The following is a 24,768-nucleotide window of genomic DNA, read 5'->3' as shown; positions in this document are numbered from 1 at the left end:
AATGACTTTGTCATACACTGGGCCGATCGCTCTCGAAGCAGTGGCAAGCGTCATGCGAAGCAGCAAGCCCGTCACCGTCACCCTCGGCGAGATGCAGGATCGGGTGGAGGCCCGCGTCCGCTCCGGCACCTACGCTTCGGTCAGCGAGGTGGTCCGCGCCGGACTCCGCGCCCTGGAACGCGAGGAAGCAGCCATCGAAACCGTCCTGCATCGGAAGGTGCAGGAGGCGCTGGACGATCCTAGCCAACCGCTCCCGGCCGATCAGGTGTTTGCGGAACTGCGCGCCCATCACGCGGGGCGTCGGAAGGCCGGCAGGGATGACGTGTGAACTCACCTTCCACCGGCTTGCCAGGGCCGACCTGTTCGGCATCTACGATTACATCGACGAGCGAAGCGGCTCAGCCCGCGCCAGCGGCTTTCTCGACCGGATCGAAGCAGCATGCCGGGGGCTGACGGAGTTTCCCGAGAAAGGCTCGCCGCGTGACGATATCTCCGCCGGCCTGCGCACCTGGGCGATGGAGCGCCGCATTCTGATCGTCTATCGGGCGACCCGTGAGCGGGTCGAAGTCCTGCGCGTGCTCTATGGCGGCAGAGACTTCCGGGCAGACGAAATCCCGAATTGAGCGCGGCTGCCGGGTCGCCGATATACGCCCGTTCTTCTGACGAGAAATGCCTGCCGAGCCTTGACCCCGCGTCCCCCGCGGCGCAATCCGTGCCCCGGATCAGCCGGCCGGGCAGCCGCTCCGTCGTCAGACGGGGAGGAAAGTCCGGGCTCCATGGAGAGGCGGTGCCGGATAACCTCCGGCGGGGGCGACCCCAGGGACAGTGCCACAGAGAGCAGACCGCCTTGCAAGGCTCGTCCTTTGCAAGGTCAGGGTGAAAGGGTGCGGTAAGAGCGCACCGCGGACGCGGCAACGCGGACGGCACGGCAAACCCCACCGGGAGCAAAACCGAATAGGGGCGACACGCCTTTCCCGCGAGGGAAGGGCAGGCCCTCTCTCCAGGCTCGTCGCCCGGGTTGGTTGCTCGAGGCGGCCGGTAACGGACGTCCCAGAGGAATGGCTGCCACGTCCGTGAGTTCATCTCGCGGGCCCTACAGAACCCGGCTTACAGGCCGGCTGATCCACCCGATCCCGCCGATGCGCGCGGTCCCGCCTTCCGCGGGGCAAGTGCTTCCCGAGTTTCGCGAATTCCACCGCAGCGCATCCGGCGCCCGCGGCGAGAGTTGCCAGCGCGCCGCTTGGTAAACCTCAAGAAAACATCCGCGTTATTGACGCTCGGTTAACCTTGATGCGGTCAGATCAGAGCTGCCTGCATGGTCAAGCTCGTTGACGCGTTTCGAGGGCCCATGTTACCCCGCGCCATCCCGTTGACGCCCTGTTCTGGATCGGCCAACACTCGCTCAGGTTGCCTCGCGGGACTGCGCCCGCACGGCCGGACCCGCTCGCGGATCGGCGTCGCCACATCTCGGGCCGCCCTGCGGTCCGTCCACTCAGCAGGCTCCCATGATGCATCCCCCGCCGGGTGGCGCCCGAGCTTTCTCCGGATTCCGCGAGAGCGCCGGGGGGCGATGCCGATGAGCCGGGCGCCGCGCACAGCCAGAGCCGAGATGCCGAAGGGCGAGCCGGCTCGCCACATTCCCGTTCTGCTCGCCGAGGTTCTCGCCGCGCTCGCCCTCGACCGGCCGGGCCTGGCCGTGGACGGCACCTTCGGTGCGGGCGGCTACACCCGTGCGCTGCTCGAGGCCAATCCGGACCTGCGCGTGATCGCCATCGATCGCGATCCCACCGCGATCCGGGGCGGAGCCGACCTCGTGAAGGCCTCCGGGGGCCGGCTGCGGCTCGTCCAGGGCCGCTTCGGCGATCTCGACACGCTCCTCGCCGATCAGGACGAGGCGCAGGCCGATTGGGTCGTGCTCGATATCGGCGTGTCCTCGATGCAGATCGACGAGGCACAGCGCGGCTTCTCGTTCCGGCAGGACGGACCGCTCGACATGCGCATGGGCGGCGAGGGACCCTCGGCCGCCGACCTCGTGAACGGCGAGGAAGAGACCACGCTCGCCGACATCCTCTACCATTTCGGCGAGGAGCGCCGCTCGCGGGCGGTGGCCCGCGCCATCGTCGAGGCGCGGCGGCGCGGCCCGATCGAGACCACGGCGCAGCTCGCCGACCTCGTGGCCGGCGTGGTGCGACCCGAGCCCGGCAGCCCGATCCATCCGGCGACCCGCAGCTTCCAGGGCCTGCGGATCGCGGTGAACGACGAGCTCGGTGAATTGGTGCGCGGCCTGCACGCCGCCGAGCGGGTGCTCAAGCCCGGCGGCCGGCTCGCGGTGGTGACGTTCCATTCGCTGGAAGACCGCATCGTCAAGCAGTTCTTCTCCGCCCGCAGCGGCCGGGCGGCGCAGGCCTCCCGGCACGTTCCGGGCGTAGAGCGGCCGGCGCCCAAGAGCTTCAAACTGGTGACCAAGGGCCCGGTACTGCCCTCCGAGGCGGAGACGGACGTCAATCCGCGCTCGCGCTCGGCCAAGCTGCGCGCCGGCGAGCGGACCGACGCGCCCGCGCCGCCGCCGCTGAGCGCCATCGAAACGCTGGCGAGCCTGCCGGCTCCACAGGGACGGGGGCCACGTCGGTGATCCGGCTTCTCAACGTGCTGGCGATCGTCGGGCTGATCTGCTCGGCGGTCTACGCCTACTCGATCAAGTACGACACGCTCTATCAGGCGGGTCAGGTCTCCAAGCTGAAGACTGGCCTGCACAAGGAGCGGCAGGCCATCGCGGTGCTGCGCGCCGAGTGGCAGCTCCTGACCCGCCCGGACCGGCTCCAGGCGGCGGTGGAGCGGCATCTCACCCTCGAGCCGATCGGCAACGGGCATCTCGCCCGGCTCTCCGACCTGCCGAACCGGCCCGACCGCGGCGACGAGATCGGTCGCTTGCTCGCCTCCACGGCGACCCCGACCGTGACCCCGACGGACAAGCCGGGGAGCGCCCGCGACGAGCCGCGCACCACCGGCTCCGTCACCACCCGCACCGTCTCCACCCGCCCGCCCGCGGTTTCGAGGTAGCGTCCCCGTGTCTCACGATCCGTCCCAGGAAGACCCGGCCCAGGCAGATCCGTCGCAGGGCCTGCAGCAGGAGCAGCCGGACGCGCTCGCGGCCGATGCCGCCGTGCCGGAGCCGGGCGCGGACCGGGTGGTGCGGAGCGAGCCGCCGGCCTCGGCGCTGACGCGGCTCACCCGGATCATGTTCCGTCTTGCCATCGAGCGCTCGCATGCCCGCGTGGCGCTGGTGGGTCTCGCCTTCACGGTGGTGTTCCTCACCATCAGCGTGCGGCTGATCGTGATGGCGGCGACGCCTGCGAGCAACAGCGACGAGCACCGGGTGGCGGCCGCCGCCACCACCGCGATCCGCCCCGACATCATCGACCGCAACGGCGAGATCCTGGCCACCGATATCCGCACCGTCTCGGTCTTCGCCGAGCCGAAGCGGATGGTGCGCACCTTCGACACCGACGAGGCGGTCGAACTCCTGACCGCCGTGCTGCCCGAGCTGAACGCGGCGGAGCTGCGCGCCAAGCTGTCCTCGAAGAAGGGCTTCGTCTGGATCAAGCGCGAGATCACCCCGAAGCAGCAGCTCGAAGTCCACCGCCTCGGCATCCCCGGCGTCGGCTTCCTGCCCGACCACAAGCGCGTCTACCCGAACGGGGTCGCGGCCGCGCACGTCATCGGCGCGACGAACCTCGACAATATCGGCATCGCGGGCATCGAGAAGTACATCGACAACCGCGGCAACAAGGCGCTCAACGAATTCGGCCTCGTGGCCAAGCAGACCGACCTCTCGCCGATCCAGCTCTCCATCGACCTGCGCGCCCAGTTCGCCCTGCGCGACGAGCTCGTGAAGGGCGTGGAGAAGTTCAAGGCCAAGGCCGGCGCCTCGATGATCCTCGACGTGACCACCGGCGAGGTCGTCGCGCTCGCCTCCTACCCGGATTTCGACCCCAACGAGCCGAAGGACGCGCTCTCGGACGACCGCATCAACCGGATGAATGTCGGCGTCTACGAGATGGGCTCGACCTTCAAGGCGATGACGCTCGCCATGGCGCTCGATTCCGGCAAGTACAACGTCAACTCCACCTTCGACACCCGCGGCGGCGTGCTGCATTGGGGCCGGCAGAAGATCCACGACTACCACGCCACCGGCCGCGTGCTGACCATGCCGGAGGTGTTCACCCACTCCTCCAACATCGGCTCGGCCAAGATGGCGCTCGGCGTGGGCGTGCCCGGCCACCGCGCCTTCCTCAAGAAGATGGGCCTGCTCGACCGGATGCGGACCGAGCTGCCGGAATCGGCCGCGCCGATCCTTCCGCCGCGCTGGGCCGAGATCAACACCATCACCATCGCCTTCGGCCACGGCATCGCGGTGGCGCCGATCCAGGCGGCGGCGGCGGTGGCGGCGATCATCAATGGCGGCGACCTGATGACGCCGACCTTCCTCAAAAGCGACGAGCCGACCGCGCGGGCCAAGGCCAGCCACGTGATGAAGCCCGAGGCCAGCGAGGCGATGCGCTTCATCATGCGCCTCAACGCCGTCGAGGGCTCGGCCAAGAAGGCGTCGATCCCGCTCTACTATGTCGGCGGCAAGACCGGCACGGCGGAGAAGGTCATCAACGGGCGCTACGCCAAGAACCGCCTGTTCACGACCTTCATGGCCGCCGCCCCCATGGACAAGCCGAAATACCTGTTCCTGACGATCATGGACGAGCCGCAGGGCCTGCCCGAGACCGGCGGCTACGCCACGGCGGCCTACAATTCCGGCACGGTGACGGGCAAGATCATCGAGCGGGCCGCGCCGATCCTCGGCCTGGCACCGCGCTTCGATCCGCCGGTGAAGCCGTTCCCGCTGATGGTGAAGCTCGGCGCCTACCACGCAACCATGGTGGACGGGCAGTGACGGTAGCCTGTACCCGGTCGGCCTGACCCGCACGGACGCTTCCGAGGATTTTTGTGCCGATGAGCCAGCCGACGCCTGACGACCGGACGCGTGGCGACCAAACTCTGGGCGCCCTGTTTCCGGAGGCGGACGGGACCATCGCCGGCCGCCCCGTCGCCGGCCTCACCGCCGACAGCCGGAAGGTCGTGCCCGGCGGCGTGTTCGTCGCCGTTCCCGGCACCGCCGCCGACGGCCGGCGCTTTGCCGCCGCCGCCGCAGCGGCCGGCGCGCTCGCCGTCGCCGGGGAGGGGACGCGCCCGGACGACCTGCCCGAGGCGACGGCCTGGATCCAAGTCGCGGATGCCCGCCGGGCGCTGGCCCTCGCTGCGGCCCGCCTGTCCGGGCGCCAGCCGGAGACGGTGGTGGCGGTCACCGGCACCAGCGGCAAAAGCTCGGTCGCCGACTTCGTGCGGCAGATCCTGTCGCGCCTCGGCCGGGACTCGGCGAGCCTCGGCACGGTCGGCATCGTCACCAATCGGGGTGCGGAATACGGCTCGCTGACGACGCCCGACCCCGTCACGCTGCACGAGACCCTGGCGCGGCTGGCCGACGAGGGCATCACCGATCTGGCCATGGAAGCCTCCTCCCACGGCATCGAGCAGCGCCGCCTCGACGGGGTGGAACTGACGGCCGCCGCCTTCACCAATCTCGGCCGCGACCACCTCGATTATCACCCCACCATCGAGGACTATCTCGACGCCAAGCTCCGGCTGTTCACGACGCTGCTGCCGAAGGGCTGCCCGGCCATCATCAATGCCGATGGCGCCTATGCCGAGCGGGTCATCGGCGTCGCCGACGCCGCCGGCCACGCCATCCGCACCACGGGGCGCGGCGGCGACTTCATCCGCCTCGTCGAGGCCGGCACCGAGGGTTTTGCGCAGAGCCTGACGCTCGCCCACGACGGCACGGAATACCGCGTGCGCCTGCCGCTCGTCGGCGGCTTCCAGGTCGAGAACGCGCTCGTCGCGGCGGGTCTCGCCCTGGCGACGCCGGCGGGTGCGGCCGATCCGGCCGGCGTCTTCGCCGCGCTCGAAGGGCTCACCGGCGTGCCGGGCCGCATGGAGCGGATCGGCGAGGCGAATGGCGGGCTCTGTCTCGTCGATTACGCCCACAAGCCGGAGGCGCTGGAGCACGTCCTGAGCGCGCTGCGCCCCTTCGCCAGCGGACGCCTCGTCCTCGTGTTCGGCTGCGGCGGCAATCGCGACGCCGGCAAACGCCCCATCATGGGCGCGATCGCCGAACGCCTTGCCGACCGGGTCATCGTCACCGACGACAACCCCCGCAACGAGGAACCCGCCGCGATCCGCGCCGCCATCCTCGCCGCAGCACCGGGCGCGGAGGAGATCGGCGACCGGGCCGAAGCGATCCGCGCGGGCGTGCGGGATCTGCGGGCCGGCGACGTGCTGGTCGTGGCCGGCAAAGGACATGAAACCGGCCAGATCGTCGGGCCACGCGTGCTCCCGTTCTCGGATCACGACACCCTGCGCGCCGCGATCGCGGAGTTGAACGGATGACCGACGCCCCCCTCTGGCCCCCTGCCGCCTTGGAAGCGGCCACCGGCGGTTCCTTCCGCGGTGAATCGCGCCCCATTTTAGGCGCCTCGATCGACACCCGCAGTCTGGAACCCGGCGACCTGTTCTTCGCCATCCGCGGCGAGGCGCGGGACGGGCACGACTTCGTGCCGGCCGCCCTGGGCAAGGGAGCGGGCGCCGCCGTGGTCGCCGCCGCGCGCGCTCACGAATTCGAGGGCGCCGGCCCCGTGCTCGCCGTGCCGGGCGAGGGCGACGATCCGGTGCTGGACGCGATGCGCCGCCTGGGTCTGGCCGCGCGCGCCCGCACCGGGGCGGCGATCGTCGCGGTGACCGGCTCCGTCGGCAAGACCGGCACCAAGGAAGCCCTACGCCACGTGCTCTCGGCGCAGGGCGCCACGCACGCCTCGGTCGCCTCCTACAACAACCATTGGGGCGTGCCGCTGACGCTGACGCGGATGCCGGAGGCCACCCGGTTCGGCGTGTTCGAGATCGGCATGAACCACGGCGCCGAGATTCTGCCGCTGACCGCCATGGTGCGGCCGGACGTGGCGCTGATCACCACGGTCGAGCCGGTGCATATCGAGCATTTCCGCTCGCTCTCGGCCATTGCCGACGCCAAGGGCGAGATCTTTTCCGGGTTGAAGCCGGGCGGCGTCGCGGTGATCAACCGCGACAACCCGAATTACGAGCGGCTGCTGGCCCATGCCCAGGCCTCGCAGGCAGGGCGCGTCATCACCTTCGGCGAGCACGCGGCGGCGGATGTGTGCGCCCACCGCATCCTCACCCGGCCCGACGTCTCGGTGGTCGATGCCACCGTGATGGGCATTCCCGTGACCTACCAGCTCGGCACGCCGGGCCGGCACGTGGCGATGAACTCGCTCGGCGTGCTCGCCTGCATCCACGCGCTCGGCGCCGACCTCGCCCGTGCGGCCCTATCGCTGGCGAGCCTCAAGCCGCCGGTCGGGCGCGGCGAGCGCACGGCGCTTCGGATCGCAGACGGCGAGGCCTTCCTCGTCGATGAGAGCTACAACGCCAACCCCGCCTCGATCCGCGCGGCGCTGGCGACGCTCGCCGGCATCGACACCGGCGCCAGGGGGCGGCGCATCGCCGTGCTCGGCGACATGAAGGAGCTCGGCGCGGCTGGCGAGACGCTCCACCGCGAGTTGGCGGATGCGGTCGCCGCGAACGGCATCGACCTCGTCTTCGCCGTCGGCCCGCTGATGACGCACCTGTTCGAGGCGCTGCCGATGCCGGTGCGGGGCACAGCCGCGCCGACCGCCGAGGGCGTCATCGACGCCGTCCTCGCGACCCTGCGGCCGGGTGATGCCGTGATGGTGAAGGGCTCCAACTCCATGCGCATGGTCCGCATTGTCGAAGCGGTGAAAGCCCGCTACGCGGTCGCGCCGGACCCGCGCGAAGCCTCGCTGAACGCGGTTCGCTAAGCTTCAATACAGCGGCCAGGCCTCGCGCCCGGCCGTTCCATCCGGCCGCGCGCAACGCCGTGCCGGGCGTGTCGACAAAGAACCTGCCGCGGGCGGACGAACGCATGCTCTATCTGCTGTCGGAACTGAGCGGCACGCTCACGCCCCTCAACGTGTTCCGCTACATCACCTTCCGCACCGGCGGCGCGCTGTTCACGGCGGGCTTCTTCGTGTTCTGGTTCGGGCCGTGGATCATCTCGCTCCTGCGCCTGCGCCAGGGCAAGGGCCAGCCGATCCGCGAGGACGGCCCGGCCTCCCACCTGACCAAGCGCGGCACGCCCACCATGGGCGGGCTGATGATCCTGGCCGGGGCCGTGGTCTCGATCCTGCTCTGGACCAACCCGCACAACCACTACGTCTGGGTCACGCTCGCCGTGACCCTCGGCTTCGGCGCGATCGGCTTTTACGACGACTACCTCAAGGTGACGAAGCAGTCGCATAAGGGCTTCTCGGGCCGCTTCCGCCTGCTGCTCGAATTCGCGATCGCGGGCGCGGCCTGCCTGATGATCTCGCTCTACTCGCCCGCCGGACTGCAGAACCAGCTCGCTTTCCCCGTCCTCAAGGACACGCTGCTGAACCTCGGCTGGTTCTGGGTGCCGTTCGCCGCCTTCGTGATCGTGGGGGCGGGCAACGCGGTGAACATCACCGACGGCCTCGACGGGCTCGCCATCGTCCCCGTCATGATCGCCTGCGCCACCTTCGGCATCATCGCCTACCTCGTCGGCAACGTCATCTATGCCGGCTACCTGCAGGTGAACTATGTGCGCGACACCGGCGAACTCGCCGTGGTCTGCGGCGCGGTGATCGGAGCAGGCCTCGGCTTCCTCTGGTTCAACGCACCGCCCGCGCAGATCTTCATGGGCGATACCGGCTCGCTGGCACTCGGCGGCCTGCTCGGCTCCATCGCCGTGGCGGCCAAGCACGAGATCGTGCTCGCCATCGTCGGCGGCCTGTTCGTGCTGGAGATCATGTCGGTGATCATCCAGGTCGTTTCGTTCAAGCTCACGGGCAAACGCGTCTTCCGCATGGCGCCAATCCACCACCACTTCGAGCAGAAGGGCTGGAAGGAGCCGCAGGTCGTGATCCGCTTCTGGATCATCGCCGTCATCCTGGCGTTGGTCGGACTCGCCACGCTGAAGCTGCGCTGAGCCGTTTCCGGCGCAGGCCGGGGAACATTTCGCACATCACCATCCGCATTTCGGTCCCAGGCCTCGGCGCGTCCCCGCGCCGGGGCCTGCATTTTTCTGCTGGTCCGCAAAACCGGTGCAGCCAGAGAGCCAGCCTCCAGACCGACCTGTCCGCATATTGCTGCGCTGCAAAACAACAGAAAACGAGACCCATTCGGGTGAATGGGGACGCTCGGGCGCGGCTCGGGCCGTGCCCCGCCATGCGCTAAAAATCATCAATCTGCTCAAAGATGGCCACTTTTGCACAGTGTATGCGCGCTAAGCAGAGCTGATCCCTGAGATCTGCTCTCCTCCAAAGACGCGTTCGGCCTCATCTTGTCCTCAACGCGAGCCGCCATCGTCTGTTAACCGGCGGCATGCCTGAGGTTCGGCCATGTTCAGCAAAGTTTTCGAGAATCTTCGCGCGCAGTTCAACGTTAACTCGCAAGACGAGTCGCTGATCAGCCTCAGTGATCGGGCCCTCCAAGACATCGGCCTGACCCGCGGAGAGGTCATCGCGCTCCAATCCCGGTCGAAATCCGCGCGTATCGCGCGTCCGGCTCGGGATACGTCGATCGCCACCGCCCATCCGACGGTGCTGGCGCACGCCGCCTGAGGCGTCGCGCCCGCCGGCTTCCCGTTCCGGGAGTGATGGCGGCGCTTTTTTGTCGCAGCGCACCATGCGCCGCTCCGACCCGGTCGGGGCGGCGCTTCGTCGTTCCGGGGCATCGGATCCGAAGGGCCGTCCCCCGCGTCGGCCGCGAAATGATCGAGGGACCGGCGCCGGGGCCGATTGAAAGTCGGTGGGGCCCGGCACTAGGGTGCCGCCGTGCCTCACGAGGCTGCCCGCCTCATCCTCTGCTCTGCGCAGGGGGGGAGCGGGCGCCGTGATTGCCGCCCGCGACGAGTTTCGAGCCCGCCTTTCTCATGACCCCAGCCACCACCTTCGCCGGCCAGAAACTCGCCTTGTTCGGCCTCGGCGGGTCCGGGCTCGCCACCGTTCGCTCGCTGCTGGCGGGCGGCGCCGACGTGCTGGCCTGGGACGACAATGCAGGCAGCCGCGACCGCGCCCGCGAGCAGGGCATCACCGTCACCGACCTCAACGAGGCGGATTGGTCGGGCTTCGCCGCTCTGGTTCTGGCGCCGGGCGTGCCGCTGACCCATCCTGAGCCGCACTGGACCGTGGGGCTGGCGCGGCAGGCCGGCATCCCGATCATCGGCGACATCGAGATTTTCTGCCGCGAGCGTGCGGCGCTGGCGCCCGACGCAGCCTTCGTGGCTATCACCGGCACCAACGGCAAATCCACTACCACGGCGCTCACGGCCCACCTGCTGCGCCATGCCGGGCGCGACGTGCAGATGGGCGGCAATATCGGCACCGCCATCCTGTCGCTGGAGCCGCCCGCGGCGCACCGCGTCCACGTGGTCGAACTGTCCTCGTTCCAGATCGACCTGACGCCCTCGCTCAAGCCCGGCGTCGGCATCCTGCTCAACCTGACGCCGGACCATCTCGACCGTCACGGCACCATGGAGAACTACGCCGCGATCAAGGAGCGGCTGGTGGCGGGCGCGGATCTCGCGGTGATCGGTGTCGATGACGTCTACTGCGCCGCAATCGCCGAGCGCCGCACGGGCGAGCGCATCCGCCTCCATGTCGAGGGTCATGGGGATGCGGCGGGCGACTATGTCGGCGCCGACGGTACGGTGCGCGGGCCCGACGGCGCCGTGATCGCCGAGGTCACCGGCATCCAGGCGCTGCTCGGCGACCACAACCTCCAGAACGCGGCCGCGGCGGTCGCCGCCGCGATCCGGCTCGGCCTCAGCAGCGCGGAGATCGCGGCGGGGCTGAAGAGCTTTCCCGGCCTCGCCCACCGGATGGAGCCCCTGCGCCGGATCGGCGCGATGCAGTTCGTCAATGATTCCAAGGCGACCAACGCCGATTCGACCGAGAAGGCGCTGCTGGCCTTCCGCGACATCCACTGGATCGTCGGCGGCAAGGCGAAGGAGGGCGGCATCGAACCGCTCGCACCGCTGTTCGACCGCGTGGCCCATGCCTACCTGATCGGCGCATCGAGCGAGGCGTTTGCCGCGACGCTGGAGGGACGCGTCGCCTTCACCCGTTGCGGTACGCTGGAGGCCGCGACCGAGGCGGCGGCGCGGGCCGCCCGCGCATCCGGCACCGAGGCCCCTGTCGTGCTGCTGTCGCCGGCCTGCGCCTCCTACGACCAGTTCCCGAATTTCGAGGTGCGCGGCGACCGCTTCCGCACTTTGGTCGCCGCTCTACCGGAATAGGGCGGAGGTTTGCACTGGACAAAGGGCAGCCGTTCGCGGACTTGTTCAGTCTGCCGACGACGTGACCAATGAATCTCTGGCTTCGACTTCTCTGGTTGATCATCACCGTGTGGCGGCGGCCGAAAATCGGTCTGCCCTTTGGCGTCTCGTGTTTGAGATTCCGCGTCTGGCCGCACGACCTCGACACGTCGCTGCACCTGAACAACGGGCGCTACTGGACGCTGATGGATCTCGGCCGTGCCGATCTGATGATCGGATCCGGCCTCTGGCGTCCGATTCTGCGCAAGGGCTGGACCCCGGTGGTCAGCGCCGGCCAGATCCGTTTCCGCCGTGAGCTCCGGCCCTTCCAGGCCTTCGATCTGGAAACCCGGCTGCTGCACTGGGACGACACCCGCGTCGTCATGGAGCATCGGCTCATCGCGGCCGGAACGGGCACCGTTGCGGCGATCGCCCTGGTCCAGGCCGGCCTGTACGACCGGAAGCAGCGCAGCTTCGTCCCGGTGCGCGAGCTGTTCGCGGCGACCGGCGCGCAAGCCGAGCGGCCGCCGATGACGGCGGAGGTCGAAGCCTTCCTGTCGGCGGGCGACGCCCTGCGCGAGGCGACGGTCTCGGCCTGAGCGCGTCAGGCGCGCGCGACCCTCACGCGGTTTTGCCGATCGGCCGCACTTCGGCCGGCGGCTCGGCGGCCTTCTCCGCCGCGGTCTCGCGTCCCTTGCCGACCGTGCGGCGGGCGCGGAAGACGGGCCGCGCCTCCGCTTCACGGCGCTTCAGCATGGTGCGGAACTCGTCGCGCCGCTCATGGATCGAGGCGATGACGTTGCCCATCGGCACGCCGACATCGACCAGCACGGCTTCCGAGAGTTGCAGCGAGGCTTCGATCGTCTCGGGCACCGCGTCATCGACGCCCATCTCGTAGAGCTGCGTGGCGTGGCGCGCGTCGCGGGCGCGGGCGACGATGGTGAGGTCCGGCCGCTCGGCGCGGGCGGCCTGCACCACCGCCTCCACGGCGCGGGGATTGTCGAGGGTCACCACCAGGGCGCGGGCTGTGGCGATGTCGCAGCGGCGCAGCATCTCCGTATTGGCGGAATCGCCGAAATAGACCGGGCTGCCGAGCCGGCGCTGTTCGGCGACGCGGGCCGGGTCCGAATCGACGGCGATGTGGGAAATCGCGTGGCGCTTGAGCATCTCGCCGACGAGCCGCCCGACCCGGCCATAGCCCGCTATGATCACCCGGTTCTGCTCGGGCTCCGGTAGCGGCTCGGCCTGGGCCGGACCGGTTTGCTGCTTCGAGGCGCGGCCGCCGATGCGGCGGGCGAGTGCGGCAAGGCCGGGGATTGCGATCATTGTCACGGTGGTGACGATGAGGGCGGCACCGCCCACCGGCTCCGGCACGAGCCCCGTCGCCATCGCGCCGCCGATCAGCACGAAGGCGAACTCGCCGCCGGGGCCGATCAGCAGGGCGGTCTCCAGGGCGACCGAACGGGACAGCTTCATGATGCGGGCGCCGACGAGCACCACGGCGCCCTTGATGACGAGAAGCCCGACCGACAGGCCGAGGATCGCGCCCGGCGCCGAGATGAGCTGGGCCGGATCGAGGTTCATGCCGACCGAGACGAAGAACACCCCGAGCAGTAGCCCCTTGAACGGATCGATGGTCGCCTCGATGGCGCGGCGATACTCGGTCTCGGCCAGGAGCAGGCCGGCGACGAAGGCGCCCAGCGTCATCGACAGGCCACTGCCCGCCGCGACCACCGCCGTCGCCACGATGACGAGCAGGCAAGCCGCCATGAACAGTTCGGGCGAGCGGGTGCGCGCGACGAGATGGAAGAGCGGGCGCAGGGCGACCCGGCCAGCCACCACGATCACCACGAGGGCGATCGCCGCCTGTCCGAGCGCCAGGGCGAGCGCGGCCCCCAGATCGCCGCCGTCCTTGCGCCCGAGCACGGCGATGGCGAACAGGATCGGGGCGACCGCCAGATCCTGAAACAGCAGGATCGCGAAGCTGGTGCGGCCGGCCGGCGTGCCGAGCCGCTTCTGCTCGGCGAGCACCGGCAGCACCACCGCGGTCGAGGAGAGGGCGAGCGCCAGCCCCACCAGCACCGCCCCGGCCACCGGTTGATCCAGAGCGAGGAGGATCAGGGCGATCACCGTCGCCGAGGCCGTCACCTGAATCGCCCCGAGTCCGAAGACGAGCCGGCGCAGCACCCGCAGGCGCTCCCAGGACAGCTCGATCCCGATCATGAACATCAGGAAGATGACGCCGAACTCGGCCAGATGCGCGATCTCCGCGCGGTTGCCGATGGTGAAGGGCGCGAGCCACGGATGCGCGTCGGCAAAGCGCCCGAGGCCGAACGGCCCGAGCAGCGCGCCCGCGCCGATGAAGCCGAGCACCGGGCTGATCCGCAGGCGGTGGAACAGCGGCACGACGATGCCGGCGGTGACGAGGAAAAGAATCGCCTCCCGGTAGCCGACCGCATGCGCGCCGGCTTCCGCGGCGATCTGGGTTCCGGCCTGCACGGGGTCGGTCATCGGGCTGATACGCTGCCGCCTGGGAAAAGAGGAGCTGGGCGGCCCGGCTCCCTGCATCTTCGATGCCGCGGGAGGGACCGGTTGCATCATGGGCGGCGAGCCGGTGGCGGAGCAACCGTTTTTGCGTGGCCATCGGCCGTTTTCGCGGCCGTTTCACCCGCGGCGGTCGCGGCGGGCCGCCATCCACCGCTCATCGACCGAGCCGGCACAACTTCGGCACAATACGCTCCTAACCTCGGGTAACGCGATGTTAGGGGATGGCCGGTCCGCCGCTCAGCCGGAGGCCCGCAGCGATCTAAGGCCCATGAAGTTCTGGCCCATGAAATTCTTTTCCGACACGCCTCCCAGCCGGGACGTGCAGCGCGAGCGGCGGGAATGGTTGCTCGACCAGCAGCGCTGGAAGCACGAGCGCGACATCGAGCGTGGCTACCGCATCAAGTGGGGCTACGTCGCCATCGCCTATCTCGTCGAGTTCATGGTGATCGGCGCCTCGCTCTGGGGCGCGTGGCTGTTCGCGGGCACCTACAGCGACGGTGACGACCGGGCGTTCTACTTCATGCTTCTGGCGCCGCTGGTCTACGCCGCGGTGGAGCTGTGCCGCGTGCCGCTCGGCATCCTGGCGCGCACCCAGCGCTCGTGGTTCGTGAAGGCGCTTGCCATCGTCGGCATCATCTTCGCCGCGGGCGTCACCACCAAGTCGGTGTCGCAGCTCGGCGAGATGATGTTCCATCCCCGCCTGATGGACGCGGCCAAGGCCAAGACCGCCCTCAAGGACGCGCAGGCCGACCGCAACAGCATCGATACACGCATCGCCGCCGCCAATGCCCGGGTCGAGCAATACACCAACGAACTGGAGCAGATCGAGCGGCGCTCGGCCGAGAACGCCTCGCAGCTCGCCGGGCTGCCCGCGCAGCGCTGCGAGCGCGTCTACGGCACCAACAGCCGCGGCATGCGCTACTCGAACCTGAAATGCGTCACCGACCCGCGCACCGCGACCCTCAACGCCGCCGTGGCCAAGGCGGGCAGCGACCGGGGCGCCATCGTCAAGGAGCTGGAAGAGGCCCGCAAGGCCCGCGCCGCCCTCGACCGCGGTGCCGCCGACCGCAAGGTGGCCGATGCCGAGCAGGCCTACCGCAACTCGGTCAACCGCTCGCAGCTCCACTCCTTCACGGCCATGGTCTACGGCGTCGATCCGATCGACGTGAACGATGCGCAGGTCCACGCCTTCCTGCGCATCTTCGTGTTCGTCCCCGCCCTCTGCGCCGCCTTCGCCTCGACGATCCTGGCCCTCTCGGCGGTCTCGGTGCGCAAGACCTTCATGGACGAGGACGACCTCGGCGCCGCCGTGAACCCGGAGGCCACGCCCTACCTGCTCGCCTCAATCGCCGAGGGCGTGCGCCAGGAGATGGCGCTGGCCCAGCCGCGACCGATGACGCGCGAGGCCTCGGTGATCCCGCTGGAGCGGCGCACGGCGCCCGTGGTGCCGCCGCCCCCGCCCCCCGCCAACACCTCCGGTAACGCCCCCACCGGCGCTACTGCGTAAGCCTTTCGAACCGCTGCCGATCACACCGCGATCGGCAGCGGTTCGAGTTCCTGTTTCCACACGCTCCCTCGCGCCGAACCGGCGGCCCCTTCGGCGGAGAGCGCTGTTCAAGTCGAGCGCCCGACCATGAGCATCCACACCGAGGGCACGCACGAGAACATCGTGCTCGCGCAACACGTCAACGGCCGCCTGCGGGCGGAGGCCCGGATGCATTTCGCCCGCGCCTTCCTGCTGCGGGCGATCGGCGCCGGCGCCTTCTCGGCGCTCGCCGGCATCGGCATCGGCGCGGCCTGCTACGGCTACGCCTACATGAACCAGTTCGACTCGGCCGCCGAGAAGATCGCCAGCGCGATGCAGGCCGCGCTCGCCGACGTGACGCTGAAGACCAAGGGCGAGGTCACCCTCACCGACAACACCCTGAAGCTCGAAGGCTTGCCGACGCAGAAGGCCAATGCCGTGCCGACGCCGACCAAGGCGCAGCTCGGCACCGACGCCGCCCCGGCTTCTCAAGCGCCCGTGAACACGACCTTCACCGTGTTCAAACAGGTGCCCTATCTCGACGGGCAGATCGTGACGGGCTGGAACTTCAAGGCCAACGAGGAGCGGCCGTTCCAGCAATATTGCTACTTCTCCCGTCGCTCGAACGAAACGAAGGGGCAGGTCGAGATCAAGATCGACCTCGCCATGGACGGCAAAACGCTGCCCCAGCCGCAGAAATCGGACGTGAATCTCGGGATTCTGGCCTCGAACTGCGTGTGGCACGACGGAAAGACGTTGTGAGGGAGCGCCCTAGGCATCGACCGCCGCGCGAGCGGTTGCCGACCCGCTTCGCCTCGGGTTAGTCCGCTCCCATCCCCCTCCCGACGCGAGGCTCCATGCGCTTCACCGGAACCGAGTCCTACGTCGCGCCGCCCGATCTCACCACGGCGGTCAACGCGGCGATCGTGCTGGAGCGCCCGCTCTTGGTGAAGGGCGAGCCCGGCACCGGCAAGACGGTGCTGGCCGAGGAGATCGCCCGGGGCCTCGGCGCGCCGCTGCTGACCTGGAACATCAAGTCCACGACCAAGGCGCAGCAGGGGCTCTACGAGTACGACGCCGTCTCGCGGCTGCGGGATTCGCAGCTCGGCGATCCGCGGGTGTCGGACATTGCCAACTACATCCGGCGCGGCAAGCTGTGGGAGGCGTTCACCGCCCCGCAGCGGCCGGTGCTGCTCATCGACGAGATCGACAAGGCCGACATCGAGTTCCCCAACGACCTGCTGACCGAACTCGATCGGATGGAGTTCCACGTCTACGAGACCGGCGAGACGATCCGCGCCGACATCCGCCCCATCGTCATCATCACCTCGAACAACGAGAAGGAGCTGCCGGACGCCTTCCTGCGCCGCTGCTTCTTCCACTACATCAAGTTCCCCGACGCCGAGACGCTGAAGGCCATCGTCGCGGTGCATTATCCGGGCATCAAGCACCGCCTCGTCGAAGAAGCGCTGCGGGTGTTCCTGGAAACCCGCGAGGTGCCGGGCCTCAAGAAGAAGCCTTCGACCTCGGAATTGCTCGACTGGCTCAAGCTCCTCGTCTCCGAGGATGTCCAGCCCGAGACCCTGCGCGAGCGCGACGGCCGCAAGCTGATCCCGCCGCTGCACGGCGCGCTCCTCAAGAACGAGCAGGATGTAAGCCTGTTCGAGAAGATCGCCTTCATGATGCGCCGGGAGGGGCGGGGCGGATAGAGGTCTCGGCCGGCCGAGTATGCGAGAGTGCATTCCGACGAGGTGGTCACCGCTGCGTTGAAAGAATGCGCGTCAAAACCGCGAGCGAGAGGCCCCGGTCTGATGCAATCCGGTCGGGTTCGGCTCTAGGATGTGATTGGCTCCCATCATGTCCGGTGCGGAGGAGGGGGCGTTGGCCGCAGTCGAGCGTATGACGGTCGTCTTTCCCGAGCCCATGGCGACGCAGATCCGTGCGGCCGTCGAAGCCGGCGAATATGCGTCGACCAGCGAAGCCGTTCGGGATGCCGTGCGGCTCTGGTCCGACCGCCGCAAGTTCCGGGACATGGAGACCGAGCGGCTTCAGCAGACCTGGGACGCCGGCAAGGCGTCCGGTCGGCACGGTGCGCTGGATTTCGAGGCGCTGCGCCGCGAAGCACGTGCTCGCCTCACTGGACCGGAGGATGAGGACAGTCGTGCCGGCTGAGGTCGTCTGGTCCCGGCTCGCGAGGGCGGACCTCATCGATATCTACGTGAACATCGGAAGCCAGAACCCGGCCGCCGCCGAGCGGCTCTACGACAGGATCGAAGAACGGGCTCGCCAACTCGCCTTGCAGCCTCGGATGGGTCCGCGGCGCCCGGAAATCCGGCCGAGCACGCGGATTCTCGTCGAGACTCCGTTCCTCATCTTGTACGAGACGATACCGGACACCGACGAAGCGCCCGTGCGCGAGGTCGAGATCGTCCGCGGTCTCGACGGACGGCGTGATTTGAGCGTCGTCTTGCACGCCGGAGAAAATCTCGCGGAACGGTGACGATTCGCGCCGACGCCCCAGGTAGACAGCTCCGACCCGCCTCCGCGTGACCGCCCCCATGCAGACAAAAAAGCTCGGCCGCACCGGCCTCGATATCGCGCCCCTCTGTCTCGGCTGCATGACCTACGGCGAGCCGGAGCGGGGCCCGCATCCGTGGACCCTGCGGGAGGAGGAGAGCCGACCGCTGATCAAGCGGGCGCTCGATCTCGGGATCAACTTCTTCGACACGGCGAACTACTATTCCGACGGCACCTCGGAGGAGATCGTCGGCCGGGCGCTCAAGGACTATGCCGACCGCGACAGCATCGTGCTGGCCACCAAGGTCTACTACCCGCTCAAGAGTCAGCCCAATGCGGGCGGCCTTTCGCGCAAGGCGATCTTTTCCGCGATCGACGCGTCGCTGAAGCGGCTCGGCACCGACTACGTCGATCTCTACCAGATCCACCGCTGGGACTACGCCACGCCGATCGAGGTGACGCTGGACGCGCTCCACGATGTCGTGAAGGCCGGCAAGGCCCGGTATATCGGCGCCTCCTCAATGTTCGCGTGGCAATTCGCCAAGGCGCTCTACACCGCCGACCTGAACGGCTGGACGCGGTTTGCCACCATGCAGAACCATCTCAACCTGCTCCACCGGGAGGAGGAGCGCGAGATGATCCCGCTCTGCGCCGACCAGAACATCCCACTGCTGCCCTGGAGCCCGCTCGCCCGCGGCCGGCTGACCCGCGACTTCGACGCGGGGAGCGCCCGGCAGGAGAGCGACCTCGTCGGCAAGAACCTCTACGACGCCACGGTCGATTCCGACCGGCAGGTGGTCGAGGCGGTGGCCGAGGTGGCGCGCAACCGCGGCGTGCCGCGGGCGCAGGTGGCGCTCGCCTGGGTGATCCAGAAGCCGGGCGTGGCCGCCCCGATCATCGGCGCCTCGAAGCCGCAGCATCTCGACGATGCCGCCGCCGCCCTCGACCTGACGCTGACACAGGACGAGATCGCGCGGCTCGAAGCCCCTTACGTTCCGCACACCGTGGTCGGGTTCCAATGATGCGCCGCCTGCTCCTCCTGCGCCACGCCAAATCCGCCTACCCGCAGGGCGTGGCCGATATCGACCGCCCGCTCAATGGGCGCGGGCGGGAGGCCGCCCCGCTGATGGGTGCTTACATCGCCCGCGAATCGTTGGCGCCCGACCATGTCATGGTCTCGCCGGCCCGGCGCACGCAGGAGACCTGGGCGGCGTTGCGGGCCGAGCTTCCCGAGACGCCGATGGAGACGGTGCCCTCGATCTACGAGGCGCCCGCCGCACGCATTCTCGACGCGATCCGCTCCGCCCCGGCGGACGCGGCGACCCTGCTCGTCATCGGCCACAATCCCGGCCTCGGCGATCTCGCCCTGCGGCTCGTGGGGGAGGGGCCGAAGGACCTGCAGAAGGATCTGCGCGAGAAATTCCCGACCGCGGCACTCGCCGTGTTCGCGTTCGAGGGCGAGGGCTGGGAAGACGTCGCCGCGGGCGCCGGGCGCCTCCTGCGGTTCGTGCGCCCGCGCCAGCTCGCGGCGGACATGGACGACGATTGAGCGGTTTTGGCAGCGAGCGCGTCATCTCGAACACGGCCACGACCTTTCGGGACGATGCGCGGGCACCGAACCCTTCGCCGCCTCGCGCCGTTCCCCCCACATGAACAGCCGAGCTGACACCGCGTGAGGGAAGACCGGCGTGCTCCTCGAAACGCTCCTCGCCCTGACGATGCTGCTGCCGCGGATCGAGCCCGCGCTCGACACGGCGCGGGCGCACCTGCCGGCTCTTCCCCGGGCCACCGACGCGCAGCCAGCGCCCGCGCCGAGCTTCAGCCTCGTGGCGCGGGCCGTCTCGAACTGGCGGGAGCAGGCCGGCGAGAACCTCGCACCGGGCTCGCTCGCCTTCGTGGTCCGGCACGCGGCGACCGAGCCCGGCTTCGTCGCCCGCTGCGTGCGGCTCAACAATTACTGGTGCATCAAGCAGGCGCGCTGGAGCGGTGAACTCGGCGGCGATGCGGAGGGCCATACCGGCTTTGCCACCGCCGCCGACGGTGCGGATGCGGCGGTGCAGCTCCTGCGCCGCTACCAGCGTGATTACGGGCGCCGCTCGGCGCTCGCCATCGTGCGCCGCTGGGCGCCCGCCGAGTGCGGCGCGGCCCGCCCGGTGGCCGCAGCGCCCGTCGGGGGAGGGCCGCGGCGGCCGGCACGACAGGCGGCTGTGGCCGCCGTGTCGACGACGACCGCACCGCGAGGCATCGGCGGCACTTTGCGCGCCCGCTTTCTTGCGCGGCATGGGCGGGGCGGCGTGGCGCGGGCGGCGCCGCGCGCCACCGCGGGGCTGCGGGTGCAACCCTGGTCGGCCCGCGCGCGGCTCGCCGGGCATCCCGGCCGGGTGCCCCGCGCCGTGGCAGGGTCGGCCGTCTCCGTGCCGAGGCCCGCCACCGACATCGCGACGGGCCTGACCGAGGCACCGAAGATCGCGGCCAAGGCTCCGCCGGCGGTCGCCCCGACCCGTGCGACCGTCGCCTCCGGCGCGGCCAATCCCGCCGCCCTGCTGGCGCCCGACCGGCTCGCGGCGGAGGCGGCGGCGCTGCCCTCGATCGCGGCCTCCCTGCCGAAGGGCAGCCTGCTCGATCTCAGCCTTCCGGCCCCCGTCTGCGCCAACGACGAGACGCGCATCCGCAACTACGCCGCGCGGATCGCGGGAAGCGTCGGCCTCAAGCCCGACGACGATCTGCGCCTGTTCCGCGACGACGGCCGGCCGAGCGAGAACCTCCTGCCGGTGGTGCTGGCGATGTCCTCGGTCGAACTCGGCACGCTGCACGCCTCGAAGGCGCTGGTGAGCGCGGCGATCGAGCGGCTCGAGGCGCGGCTCTCCGGAACCGCCTCGTCGGAGACGCGGCCGAACTCCGCACTGTAGAACTTCGCCTCGACGAGAACCGGCCTGCCCCGCGCGATGAACCGCGCAGAGTGGAGAAGCACTACTCCCAAGGAGGCAGATGATCGTCGCCGGCCCGCTGGTATGGTCGTGAGAACGTCGCTCGGGGCTTTGCGGAAAACCGGTCGAGACACCGGTCTCCCCACTTCCGGCGACGCGATGACCCTCCTGCTCGTCACGCGAAGGCAGGTGTGCCTCATCGGACGCCCGATCGCCGAGAGCGCCCGGTTCCAACCCGGCGGCGCGGCTGGCGTCCGGTTAGGGACGCCTGGCCTTCGCCGATGAGCCGCACGGCCAGACGAGGATCGGGATGTCCTGCATCGACGGCAAGGCTGTTTTCCACGCGATCCCGGCCGCGTATGCCGCGCCCGGTTCGGGCGGGGAGGGGCGGCCGGTCGTCCCGCTCGCCACGCCGACGCCGGAGGAGTTGCAGACGGTCTTCCGGCATCAGCTCGATGCCGTGTGCCGCGTGGTGGAGGAGCAGCTTCGCACCCTCGCACTGACCATCACAGCCGCGCGGGTGAGCCGGCCCGAGCCGCAGACCTCGCCGGCTCTGCCGGTGGTGGATCGCGGGGCAGAGCGCCCGCTCACCGACGGCGAGGCCGAGATCTGGCTCGCCGCACAGTTCGGCGCCGACGCCAATGCCGCGATGACCGAGATCGTCACCCTGCGGCTCGACGGCCCCCTCGACGCCGAGCGGCTTCTCTCCGTCGCGAGGGCGGTGCTCGCCCGCCACGGTGCCCTGCGCAGCCGCGTCTCGCCGAGCGGCGAGACCGTGTGGGTCGATCCCGCGGGCCTCGTGCCGGTGCAGTGGGCCGATCTCGCGCGCGAATCCGATCCGGAGGCCGCTCTTGCGGCGCATCTTCACGCGCAGGCGGGCCTCTCGTTCGACCCCGTCGCCGGTCCTGTCGCGCGGGCCGATCTCGTGCGCCTCGGCGAGCGCCTTCACGTCCTCGTCCTCTCGGCCCACCACATCGTCTGCGACGGCTGGTCCTTCGCGGTTCTGGCCGATGAGATCGCGAGCGCCTACCGCGCCGCGCCGGAGCGGCTGGCACCGGCCCCGCAGGCCGATGGACATGCTCCATCGGCGGCGGAGGCGAGCCGAGCGCTGGATTACTGGGCCGGGCTCTATGCCAGCTTGCCCGAACCCCTCGACCTGCCGACCGATCATCCGCGGCCGAAGCTGCGCGGCTTTGCCGGCGATACGCGAAGCGCCACCCTGCCTGGGCCGCTCGTCGCCGCGCTCAAGGTCCTTGCGGCGCGCCAGGGGCAGACGCTGAACGCCGCGCTGCTCGCGGGTTTTCAGGTGCTCCTCGCACGGCTCTCGGGGCAGGACGACCTCGTCGTCGGCATGCCGATGGCGGGCCAACCGCGCCTCGGCGAGCCGGGCCTCGTCGGGCACCACGCCGATTTCCTGCCGCTGCGGGCGCGATTCGATCCGGACGAGCCCTTCGCCGCCCATCTCGCCCGCACCGGCGCGGCCCTGGCCGAGGCCACCGCCCACGCCGATTGCACCCTGGGGCGGCTGCTGCGCCATCTCGACCGGCCGCACGATCCAGCGCGCCCGCCGCTGGCGCAGGTTCAGTTCAACTTCCAGCACTTTGCCGATGCGATCGATTTCGGGGCGGGCCTGCGCGGCACCCTCGCCCCCGCGCCAAAGCGCTTCTCGACCTTCGAGTTCACCGTCAGCCTCAGCGAGACGGCGGACGGACTGACCCTTGATGCCACCTACAACAGCGCCCTGTTCGAGCCGGCCACGATCGAACGCTGGATCGGGCACTACCTCACCCTGCTCGGGCATCTCGCCCGGGATCCCGCGCAGCCGGTCGGGCGCGTTACGCTGCTCGATGCGGCCCAGCGGCAGACCATGCTGGTGGACTGGAACGCGACCGAGACCGCCCACCCGCTCGAAGTCGGGGCGATGCGCGCCTTCAGGCTCCACGCCCGGCGCGACCCGGACCGGATCGCGCTTCGCTTCGGCGAAGAGACCGTCTCCTACGGCGCCCTCGACCGCTGGGCCGATCGCGTCGCCGCGGCCTTGCAGGGATGCGCTCTGCCCGCGGGGGCCCGCGTCGGCCTGCTCATGCGCCGCTCGCCCGGCCTCGTCGCGGCGATGCTCGGCGCGCTGCGCGCCGGCATCCCCTACGTCCCGCTCGACCCGGCGATGCCGTCGGCCCGCCGCGCCGGGATCGTCGCCGATGCCGGGATCGGCGCGATGCTCACCCTTGCCGCCGACAGTGCGCTGGTGCCGGAGGGCGGCCCACGGATCATCGAGGTCGATCGTCTCGACGGGCCGGCGCCGACCCGCTTCCCGCGGGTGCCGGCGGACCGGGCCGCCTACCTGATCTACACCTCGAGCACGACCGGCGCGCCCAAGGGCGTCGAGGTGCTGCATCGCGGCCTGTCGAACCTGCTGTTCTCCATGGCGCGGGCACCGGGGATCGCACGCGACGACCGGCTGCTGGCGGTGACGACGGTGACCTTCGACATCGCCGGGCTCGAATTGCTGCTGCCGCTGATCCGCGGCGCCCAGATCGTGATCGCCTCCGCCGAGGAGGCGCGCGACGGACACGCCCTCCTCGCCCGCCTGGAACACAGCGGGGCCACCCTGCTCCAGGCGACGCCGATGACGTGGCGGCTCCTGCTGGAGGCGGGTTTCCGCTCCCGCCCCGGCTTCAAGATGCTGTGCGGCGGCGAGGCCCTGCCGCTCGATCTGGCCCGGCGCCTCACCGAGGGCGGGGGCGAACTCTGGAACCTCTACGGGCCGACCGAGACGACGATCTGGTCCTCGGCCGCGCGGGTCGATCCGGCGGAGGAGACGATCACGGTCGGGCGGCCGATCGACAACACCAGCCTGTTCATCCTCGACGCGCAGGGCGAGCCGGTGCCGGTCGGGGTCACGGGTGAATTGCTGATCGGCGGCCTCGGGCTCGCCCGCGGCTATCTCGGACGGCCGGACCTGACGCAGCGGAGCTTCATCGCGAGCCCCCTGCCGGAATGCGCCGGGGCGCGGCTCTACCGCACCGGCGACCGCGCCCGCTACCGGCCTGACGGACGCGTCGAGATCCTGGGACGGGCCGACCACCAGATCAAGCTGCGCGGCTACCGGATCGAGCCGGGCGAGATCGAGGCGGCGCTGCTGCGCCAGACCGGGCTGCACGCGGTCGTGGTGCTGCGCCCCGACGCGGCGGGTGAGGATCGCCTCGTCTGCTACTTCGTGCGCCCCGAGAGCGAGGCGGCCCCGACCTTGCGGAACCTGCGCGCCGCGCTCGCCCGCGAACTGCCGGATTACATGATCCCCTCGGAATGGGTCCGGCTGTCGGCCCTGCCGCTGACGCCAAGCGGCAAGGTCAACCGCCGGGCGCTGCCGGCCCCCGAGGCCCGGCCCTACAGCCCCGCCGAGCCGACCGCCGCGATCCCGCTGCCGCTCAAGCCCGCTCCGGTCCCGGCATCCGATGACGGCCTGGAAACGACGCTGGCGGCAATCTGGCGGGAGGTGCTGGGCGTTGCTTCCGTCACGCGCGACGACGACCTGATCGCACTCGGAGCCGACTCGCTCAGCGTGTTCCGCATCGTCGCCCGGGCGCGGCGCGAGAACCTGCCGCTCGGCGCCGGCGACCTGTTCCAAGAGCGCACCATCGCCCGGGTCGCGGCCCTGCTGCACGGGCGGCTCGGGGCGGGTGAGGAAACACCGGCCGCCGCACGCGCGCCGATCCCGTCGATCCGGCGCCCGAAGCCCGCCGACCCCGACCGCGCCGCGGTCGGTCAGGCGTGAGGGC

At 70.2% G+C, this 24,768-nt stretch carries 21 protein-coding genes and 1 other RNA gene; 21 read left to right on the top strand and 1 reads right to left on the bottom strand.

Annotated features, from left to right (window positions below; translation table 11 throughout):
- Positions 1–52: 52 nt before the first annotated feature.
- The 12 genes from ASF53_RS11055 to ASF53_RS11005 all read left to right on the top strand — a co-directional run bounded on the left by ASF53_RS11055 (position 53) and on the right by ASF53_RS11005 (position 12,072).
- Positions 53–328: a type II toxin-antitoxin system ParD family antitoxin gene (locus ASF53_RS11055; protein ID WP_056197872.1), complete on the top strand. Its 276-nt coding sequence runs from the start codon at positions 53–55 to the stop codon at positions 326–328.
- The gene (locus ASF53_RS11050; protein ID WP_056197870.1) at positions 318–623 is read left to right on the top strand and encodes a type II toxin-antitoxin system RelE/ParE family toxin; all 306 of its coding nucleotides are present in this window, start codon (positions 318–320) and stop codon (positions 621–623) included. The genes ASF53_RS11055 and ASF53_RS11050 overlap by 11 nt, the downstream gene beginning before the upstream one ends.
- Positions 624–722: 99 nt before the next feature.
- Positions 723–1,126, top strand: an RNA gene (gene rnpB, locus ASF53_RS12505) — RNase P RNA component class A.
- 483 nt (positions 1,127–1,609) lie between these two features.
- Positions 1,610–2,632 (top strand): 16S rRNA (cytosine(1402)-N(4))-methyltransferase RsmH, encoded by a 1,023-nt coding sequence (gene rsmH / locus ASF53_RS11045; protein WP_502690585.1) that lies wholly within the window; start codon positions 1,610–1,612, stop codon positions 2,630–2,632.
- Complete coding sequence (ftsL, locus tag ASF53_RS11040; protein ID WP_003602234.1) at positions 2,629–3,060, top strand: cell division protein FtsL; 432 nt, start codon at positions 2,629–2,631, stop codon at positions 3,058–3,060. Before rsmH ends, ftsL begins: the two co-directional genes overlap by 4 nt.
- Before the next feature lie 7 nt (positions 3,061–3,067).
- Positions 3,068–4,945, top strand: coding sequence for a peptidoglycan D,D-transpeptidase FtsI family protein (locus tag ASF53_RS11035; RefSeq protein WP_056197867.1), 1,878 nt, complete (start codon positions 3,068–3,070; stop codon positions 4,943–4,945).
- 59 nt (positions 4,946–5,004) lie between these two features.
- On the top strand, positions 5,005–6,498 hold the full coding sequence (locus tag ASF53_RS11030) for a UDP-N-acetylmuramoyl-L-alanyl-D-glutamate--2,6-diaminopimelate ligase (protein ID WP_056197865.1): 1,494 nt from the start codon (positions 5,005–5,007) through the stop codon (positions 6,496–6,498).
- Positions 6,495–7,958, top strand: coding sequence for a UDP-N-acetylmuramoylalanyl-D-glutamyl-2,6-diaminopimelate--D-alanyl-D-alanine ligase (locus tag ASF53_RS11025; RefSeq protein ID WP_056197863.1), 1,464 nt, complete (start codon positions 6,495–6,497; stop codon positions 7,956–7,958). The genes ASF53_RS11030 and ASF53_RS11025 overlap by 4 nt, the downstream gene beginning before the upstream one ends.
- A 104-nt stretch (positions 7,959–8,062) precedes the next feature.
- On the top strand, positions 8,063–9,145 hold the full coding sequence (mraY, locus tag ASF53_RS11020; protein ID WP_003603658.1) for a phospho-N-acetylmuramoyl-pentapeptide-transferase: 1,083 nt from the start codon (positions 8,063–8,065) through the stop codon (positions 9,143–9,145).
- Between the two features lie 412 nt (positions 9,146–9,557).
- On the top strand, positions 9,558–9,779 hold the full coding sequence (locus ASF53_RS11015; RefSeq protein ID WP_056197861.1) for a YjiS-like domain-containing protein: 222 nt from the start codon (positions 9,558–9,560) through the stop codon (positions 9,777–9,779).
- Positions 9,780–10,090: 311 nt separating this feature from the next.
- Positions 10,091–11,455 (top strand): UDP-N-acetylmuramoyl-L-alanine--D-glutamate ligase, encoded by a 1,365-nt coding sequence (gene murD / locus ASF53_RS11010; protein WP_056198436.1) that lies wholly within the window; start codon positions 10,091–10,093, stop codon positions 11,453–11,455.
- A gap of 152 nt (positions 11,456–11,607) precedes the next feature.
- Positions 11,608–12,072 (top strand): acyl-CoA thioesterase, encoded by a 465-nt coding sequence (locus ASF53_RS11005; protein WP_353652175.1) that lies wholly within the window; start codon positions 11,608–11,610, stop codon positions 12,070–12,072.
- 22 nt (positions 12,073–12,094) lie between these two features.
- Here the strand turns inward: ASF53_RS11005 and ASF53_RS11000 are convergent, their stop codons facing one another.
- The gene (locus tag ASF53_RS11000) at positions 12,095–13,984 is read right to left on the bottom strand and encodes a cation:proton antiporter domain-containing protein (protein WP_056197858.1); all 1,890 of its coding nucleotides are present in this window, start codon (positions 13,982–13,984) and stop codon (positions 12,095–12,097) included.
- A gap of 304 nt (positions 13,985–14,288) precedes the next feature.
- On the opposite strand from ASF53_RS11000, the gene ASF53_RS10995 reads away from it, so the two are divergent.
- The 9 genes from ASF53_RS10995 (at position 14,289) to ASF53_RS10955 (ending at position 24,764) form a co-directional block, all read left to right on the top strand.
- Entirely contained in the window at positions 14,289–15,527 is a 1,239-nt protein-coding gene (locus tag ASF53_RS10995) for a hypothetical protein (protein WP_056197857.1), read from the top strand.
- A 126-nt stretch (positions 15,528–15,653) separates the two neighbouring features.
- The gene (locus tag ASF53_RS10990) at positions 15,654–16,307 is read left to right on the top strand and encodes a hypothetical protein (RefSeq protein ID WP_056197856.1); all 654 of its coding nucleotides are present in this window, start codon (positions 15,654–15,656) and stop codon (positions 16,305–16,307) included.
- Between the two features lie 95 nt (positions 16,308–16,402).
- On the top strand, positions 16,403–17,254 hold the full coding sequence (locus ASF53_RS10985) for an AAA family ATPase (protein ID WP_056197855.1): 852 nt from the start codon (positions 16,403–16,405) through the stop codon (positions 17,252–17,254).
- Between the two features lie 172 nt (positions 17,255–17,426).
- Positions 17,427–17,717, top strand: coding sequence for a ribbon-helix-helix domain-containing protein (locus ASF53_RS10980; protein WP_056197854.1), 291 nt, complete (start codon positions 17,427–17,429; stop codon positions 17,715–17,717).
- Complete coding sequence (locus tag ASF53_RS10975; protein ID WP_056197852.1) at positions 17,707–18,045, top strand: type II toxin-antitoxin system RelE/ParE family toxin; 339 nt, start codon at positions 17,707–17,709, stop codon at positions 18,043–18,045. The genes ASF53_RS10980 and ASF53_RS10975 overlap by 11 nt, the downstream gene beginning before the upstream one ends.
- A 58-nt stretch (positions 18,046–18,103) precedes the next feature.
- Positions 18,104–19,084 carry an aldo/keto reductase gene (locus tag ASF53_RS10970; protein WP_056197850.1) on the top strand — a complete coding sequence of 327 codons (981 nt, stop codon included), beginning with the start codon at positions 18,104–18,106 and terminating at the stop codon, positions 19,082–19,084.
- Positions 19,081–19,611: a SixA phosphatase family protein gene (locus tag ASF53_RS10965; protein WP_082482640.1), complete on the top strand. Its 531-nt coding sequence runs from the start codon at positions 19,081–19,083 to the stop codon at positions 19,609–19,611. The genes ASF53_RS10970 and ASF53_RS10965 overlap by 4 nt, the downstream gene beginning before the upstream one ends.
- Before the next feature lie 139 nt (positions 19,612–19,750).
- Positions 19,751–20,971 (top strand): hypothetical protein, encoded by a 1,221-nt coding sequence (locus ASF53_RS10960; protein ID WP_056197848.1) that lies wholly within the window; start codon positions 19,751–19,753, stop codon positions 20,969–20,971.
- 328 nt (positions 20,972–21,299) lie between these two features.
- The gene (locus tag ASF53_RS10955; protein ID WP_056197846.1) at positions 21,300–24,764 is read left to right on the top strand and encodes a non-ribosomal peptide synthetase; all 3,465 of its coding nucleotides are present in this window, start codon (positions 21,300–21,302) and stop codon (positions 24,762–24,764) included.
- Positions 24,765–24,768: the final 4 nt, after the last annotated feature.

The sequence above is a fragment of the Methylobacterium sp. Leaf123 genome, from assembly GCF_001423405.1.
Lineage (GTDB): Bacteria > Pseudomonadota > Alphaproteobacteria > Rhizobiales > Beijerinckiaceae > Methylobacterium.
Note: the sequence above shows the minus strand (reverse complement) of the source record. Positions and strands in the feature narration are given on the sequence as shown.

Excerpts from the sequence above, each read along its gene's own strand:
- ASF53_RS10995 (WP_056197857.1), top strand. The coding sequence starts at position 14,289 with ATGAAGTTCTGGCCCATGAAATTCTTTTCCGACACGCCTCCCAGCCGG.
- ASF53_RS11015 (WP_056197861.1), top strand. The coding sequence starts at position 9,558 with ATGTTCAGCAAAGTTTTCGAGAATCTTCGCGCGCAGTTCAACGTTAAC.
- ASF53_RS11025 (WP_056197863.1), top strand. The coding sequence starts at position 6,495 with ATGACCGACGCCCCCCTCTGGCCCCCTGCCGCCTTGGAAGCGGCCACC.
- ASF53_RS11055 (WP_056197872.1), top strand. The coding sequence starts at position 53 with ATGCGAAGCAGCAAGCCCGTCACCGTCACCCTCGGCGAGATGCAGGAT.
- ASF53_RS10985 (WP_056197855.1), top strand. The coding sequence starts at position 16,403 with ATGCGCTTCACCGGAACCGAGTCCTACGTCGCGCCGCCCGATCTCACC.
- rsmH (WP_502690585.1), top strand. The coding sequence starts at position 1,610 with ATGCCGAAGGGCGAGCCGGCTCGCCACATTCCCGTTCTGCTCGCCGAG.
- ASF53_RS10955 (WP_056197846.1), top strand. The coding sequence starts at position 21,300 with ATGTCCTGCATCGACGGCAAGGCTGTTTTCCACGCGATCCCGGCCGCG.
- ASF53_RS10970 (WP_056197850.1), top strand. The coding sequence starts at position 18,104 with ATGCAGACAAAAAAGCTCGGCCGCACCGGCCTCGATATCGCGCCCCTC.
- ASF53_RS10965 (WP_082482640.1), top strand. The coding sequence starts at position 19,081 with ATGATGCGCCGCCTGCTCCTCCTGCGCCACGCCAAATCCGCCTACCCG.
- ASF53_RS11030 (WP_056197865.1), top strand. The coding sequence starts at position 5,005 with ATGAGCCAGCCGACGCCTGACGACCGGACGCGTGGCGACCAAACTCTG.
- ASF53_RS11050 (WP_056197870.1), top strand. The coding sequence starts at position 318 with ATGACGTGTGAACTCACCTTCCACCGGCTTGCCAGGGCCGACCTGTTC.
- mraY (WP_003603658.1), top strand. The coding sequence starts at position 8,063 with ATGCTCTATCTGCTGTCGGAACTGAGCGGCACGCTCACGCCCCTCAAC.
- ASF53_RS10990 (WP_056197856.1), top strand. The coding sequence starts at position 15,654 with ATGAGCATCCACACCGAGGGCACGCACGAGAACATCGTGCTCGCGCAA.
- murD (WP_056198436.1), top strand. The coding sequence starts at position 10,091 with ATGACCCCAGCCACCACCTTCGCCGGCCAGAAACTCGCCTTGTTCGGC.
- ASF53_RS11000 (WP_056197858.1), bottom strand. The coding sequence starts at position 13,984 with ATGACCGACCCCGTGCAGGCCGGAACCCAGATCGCCGCGGAAGCCGGC.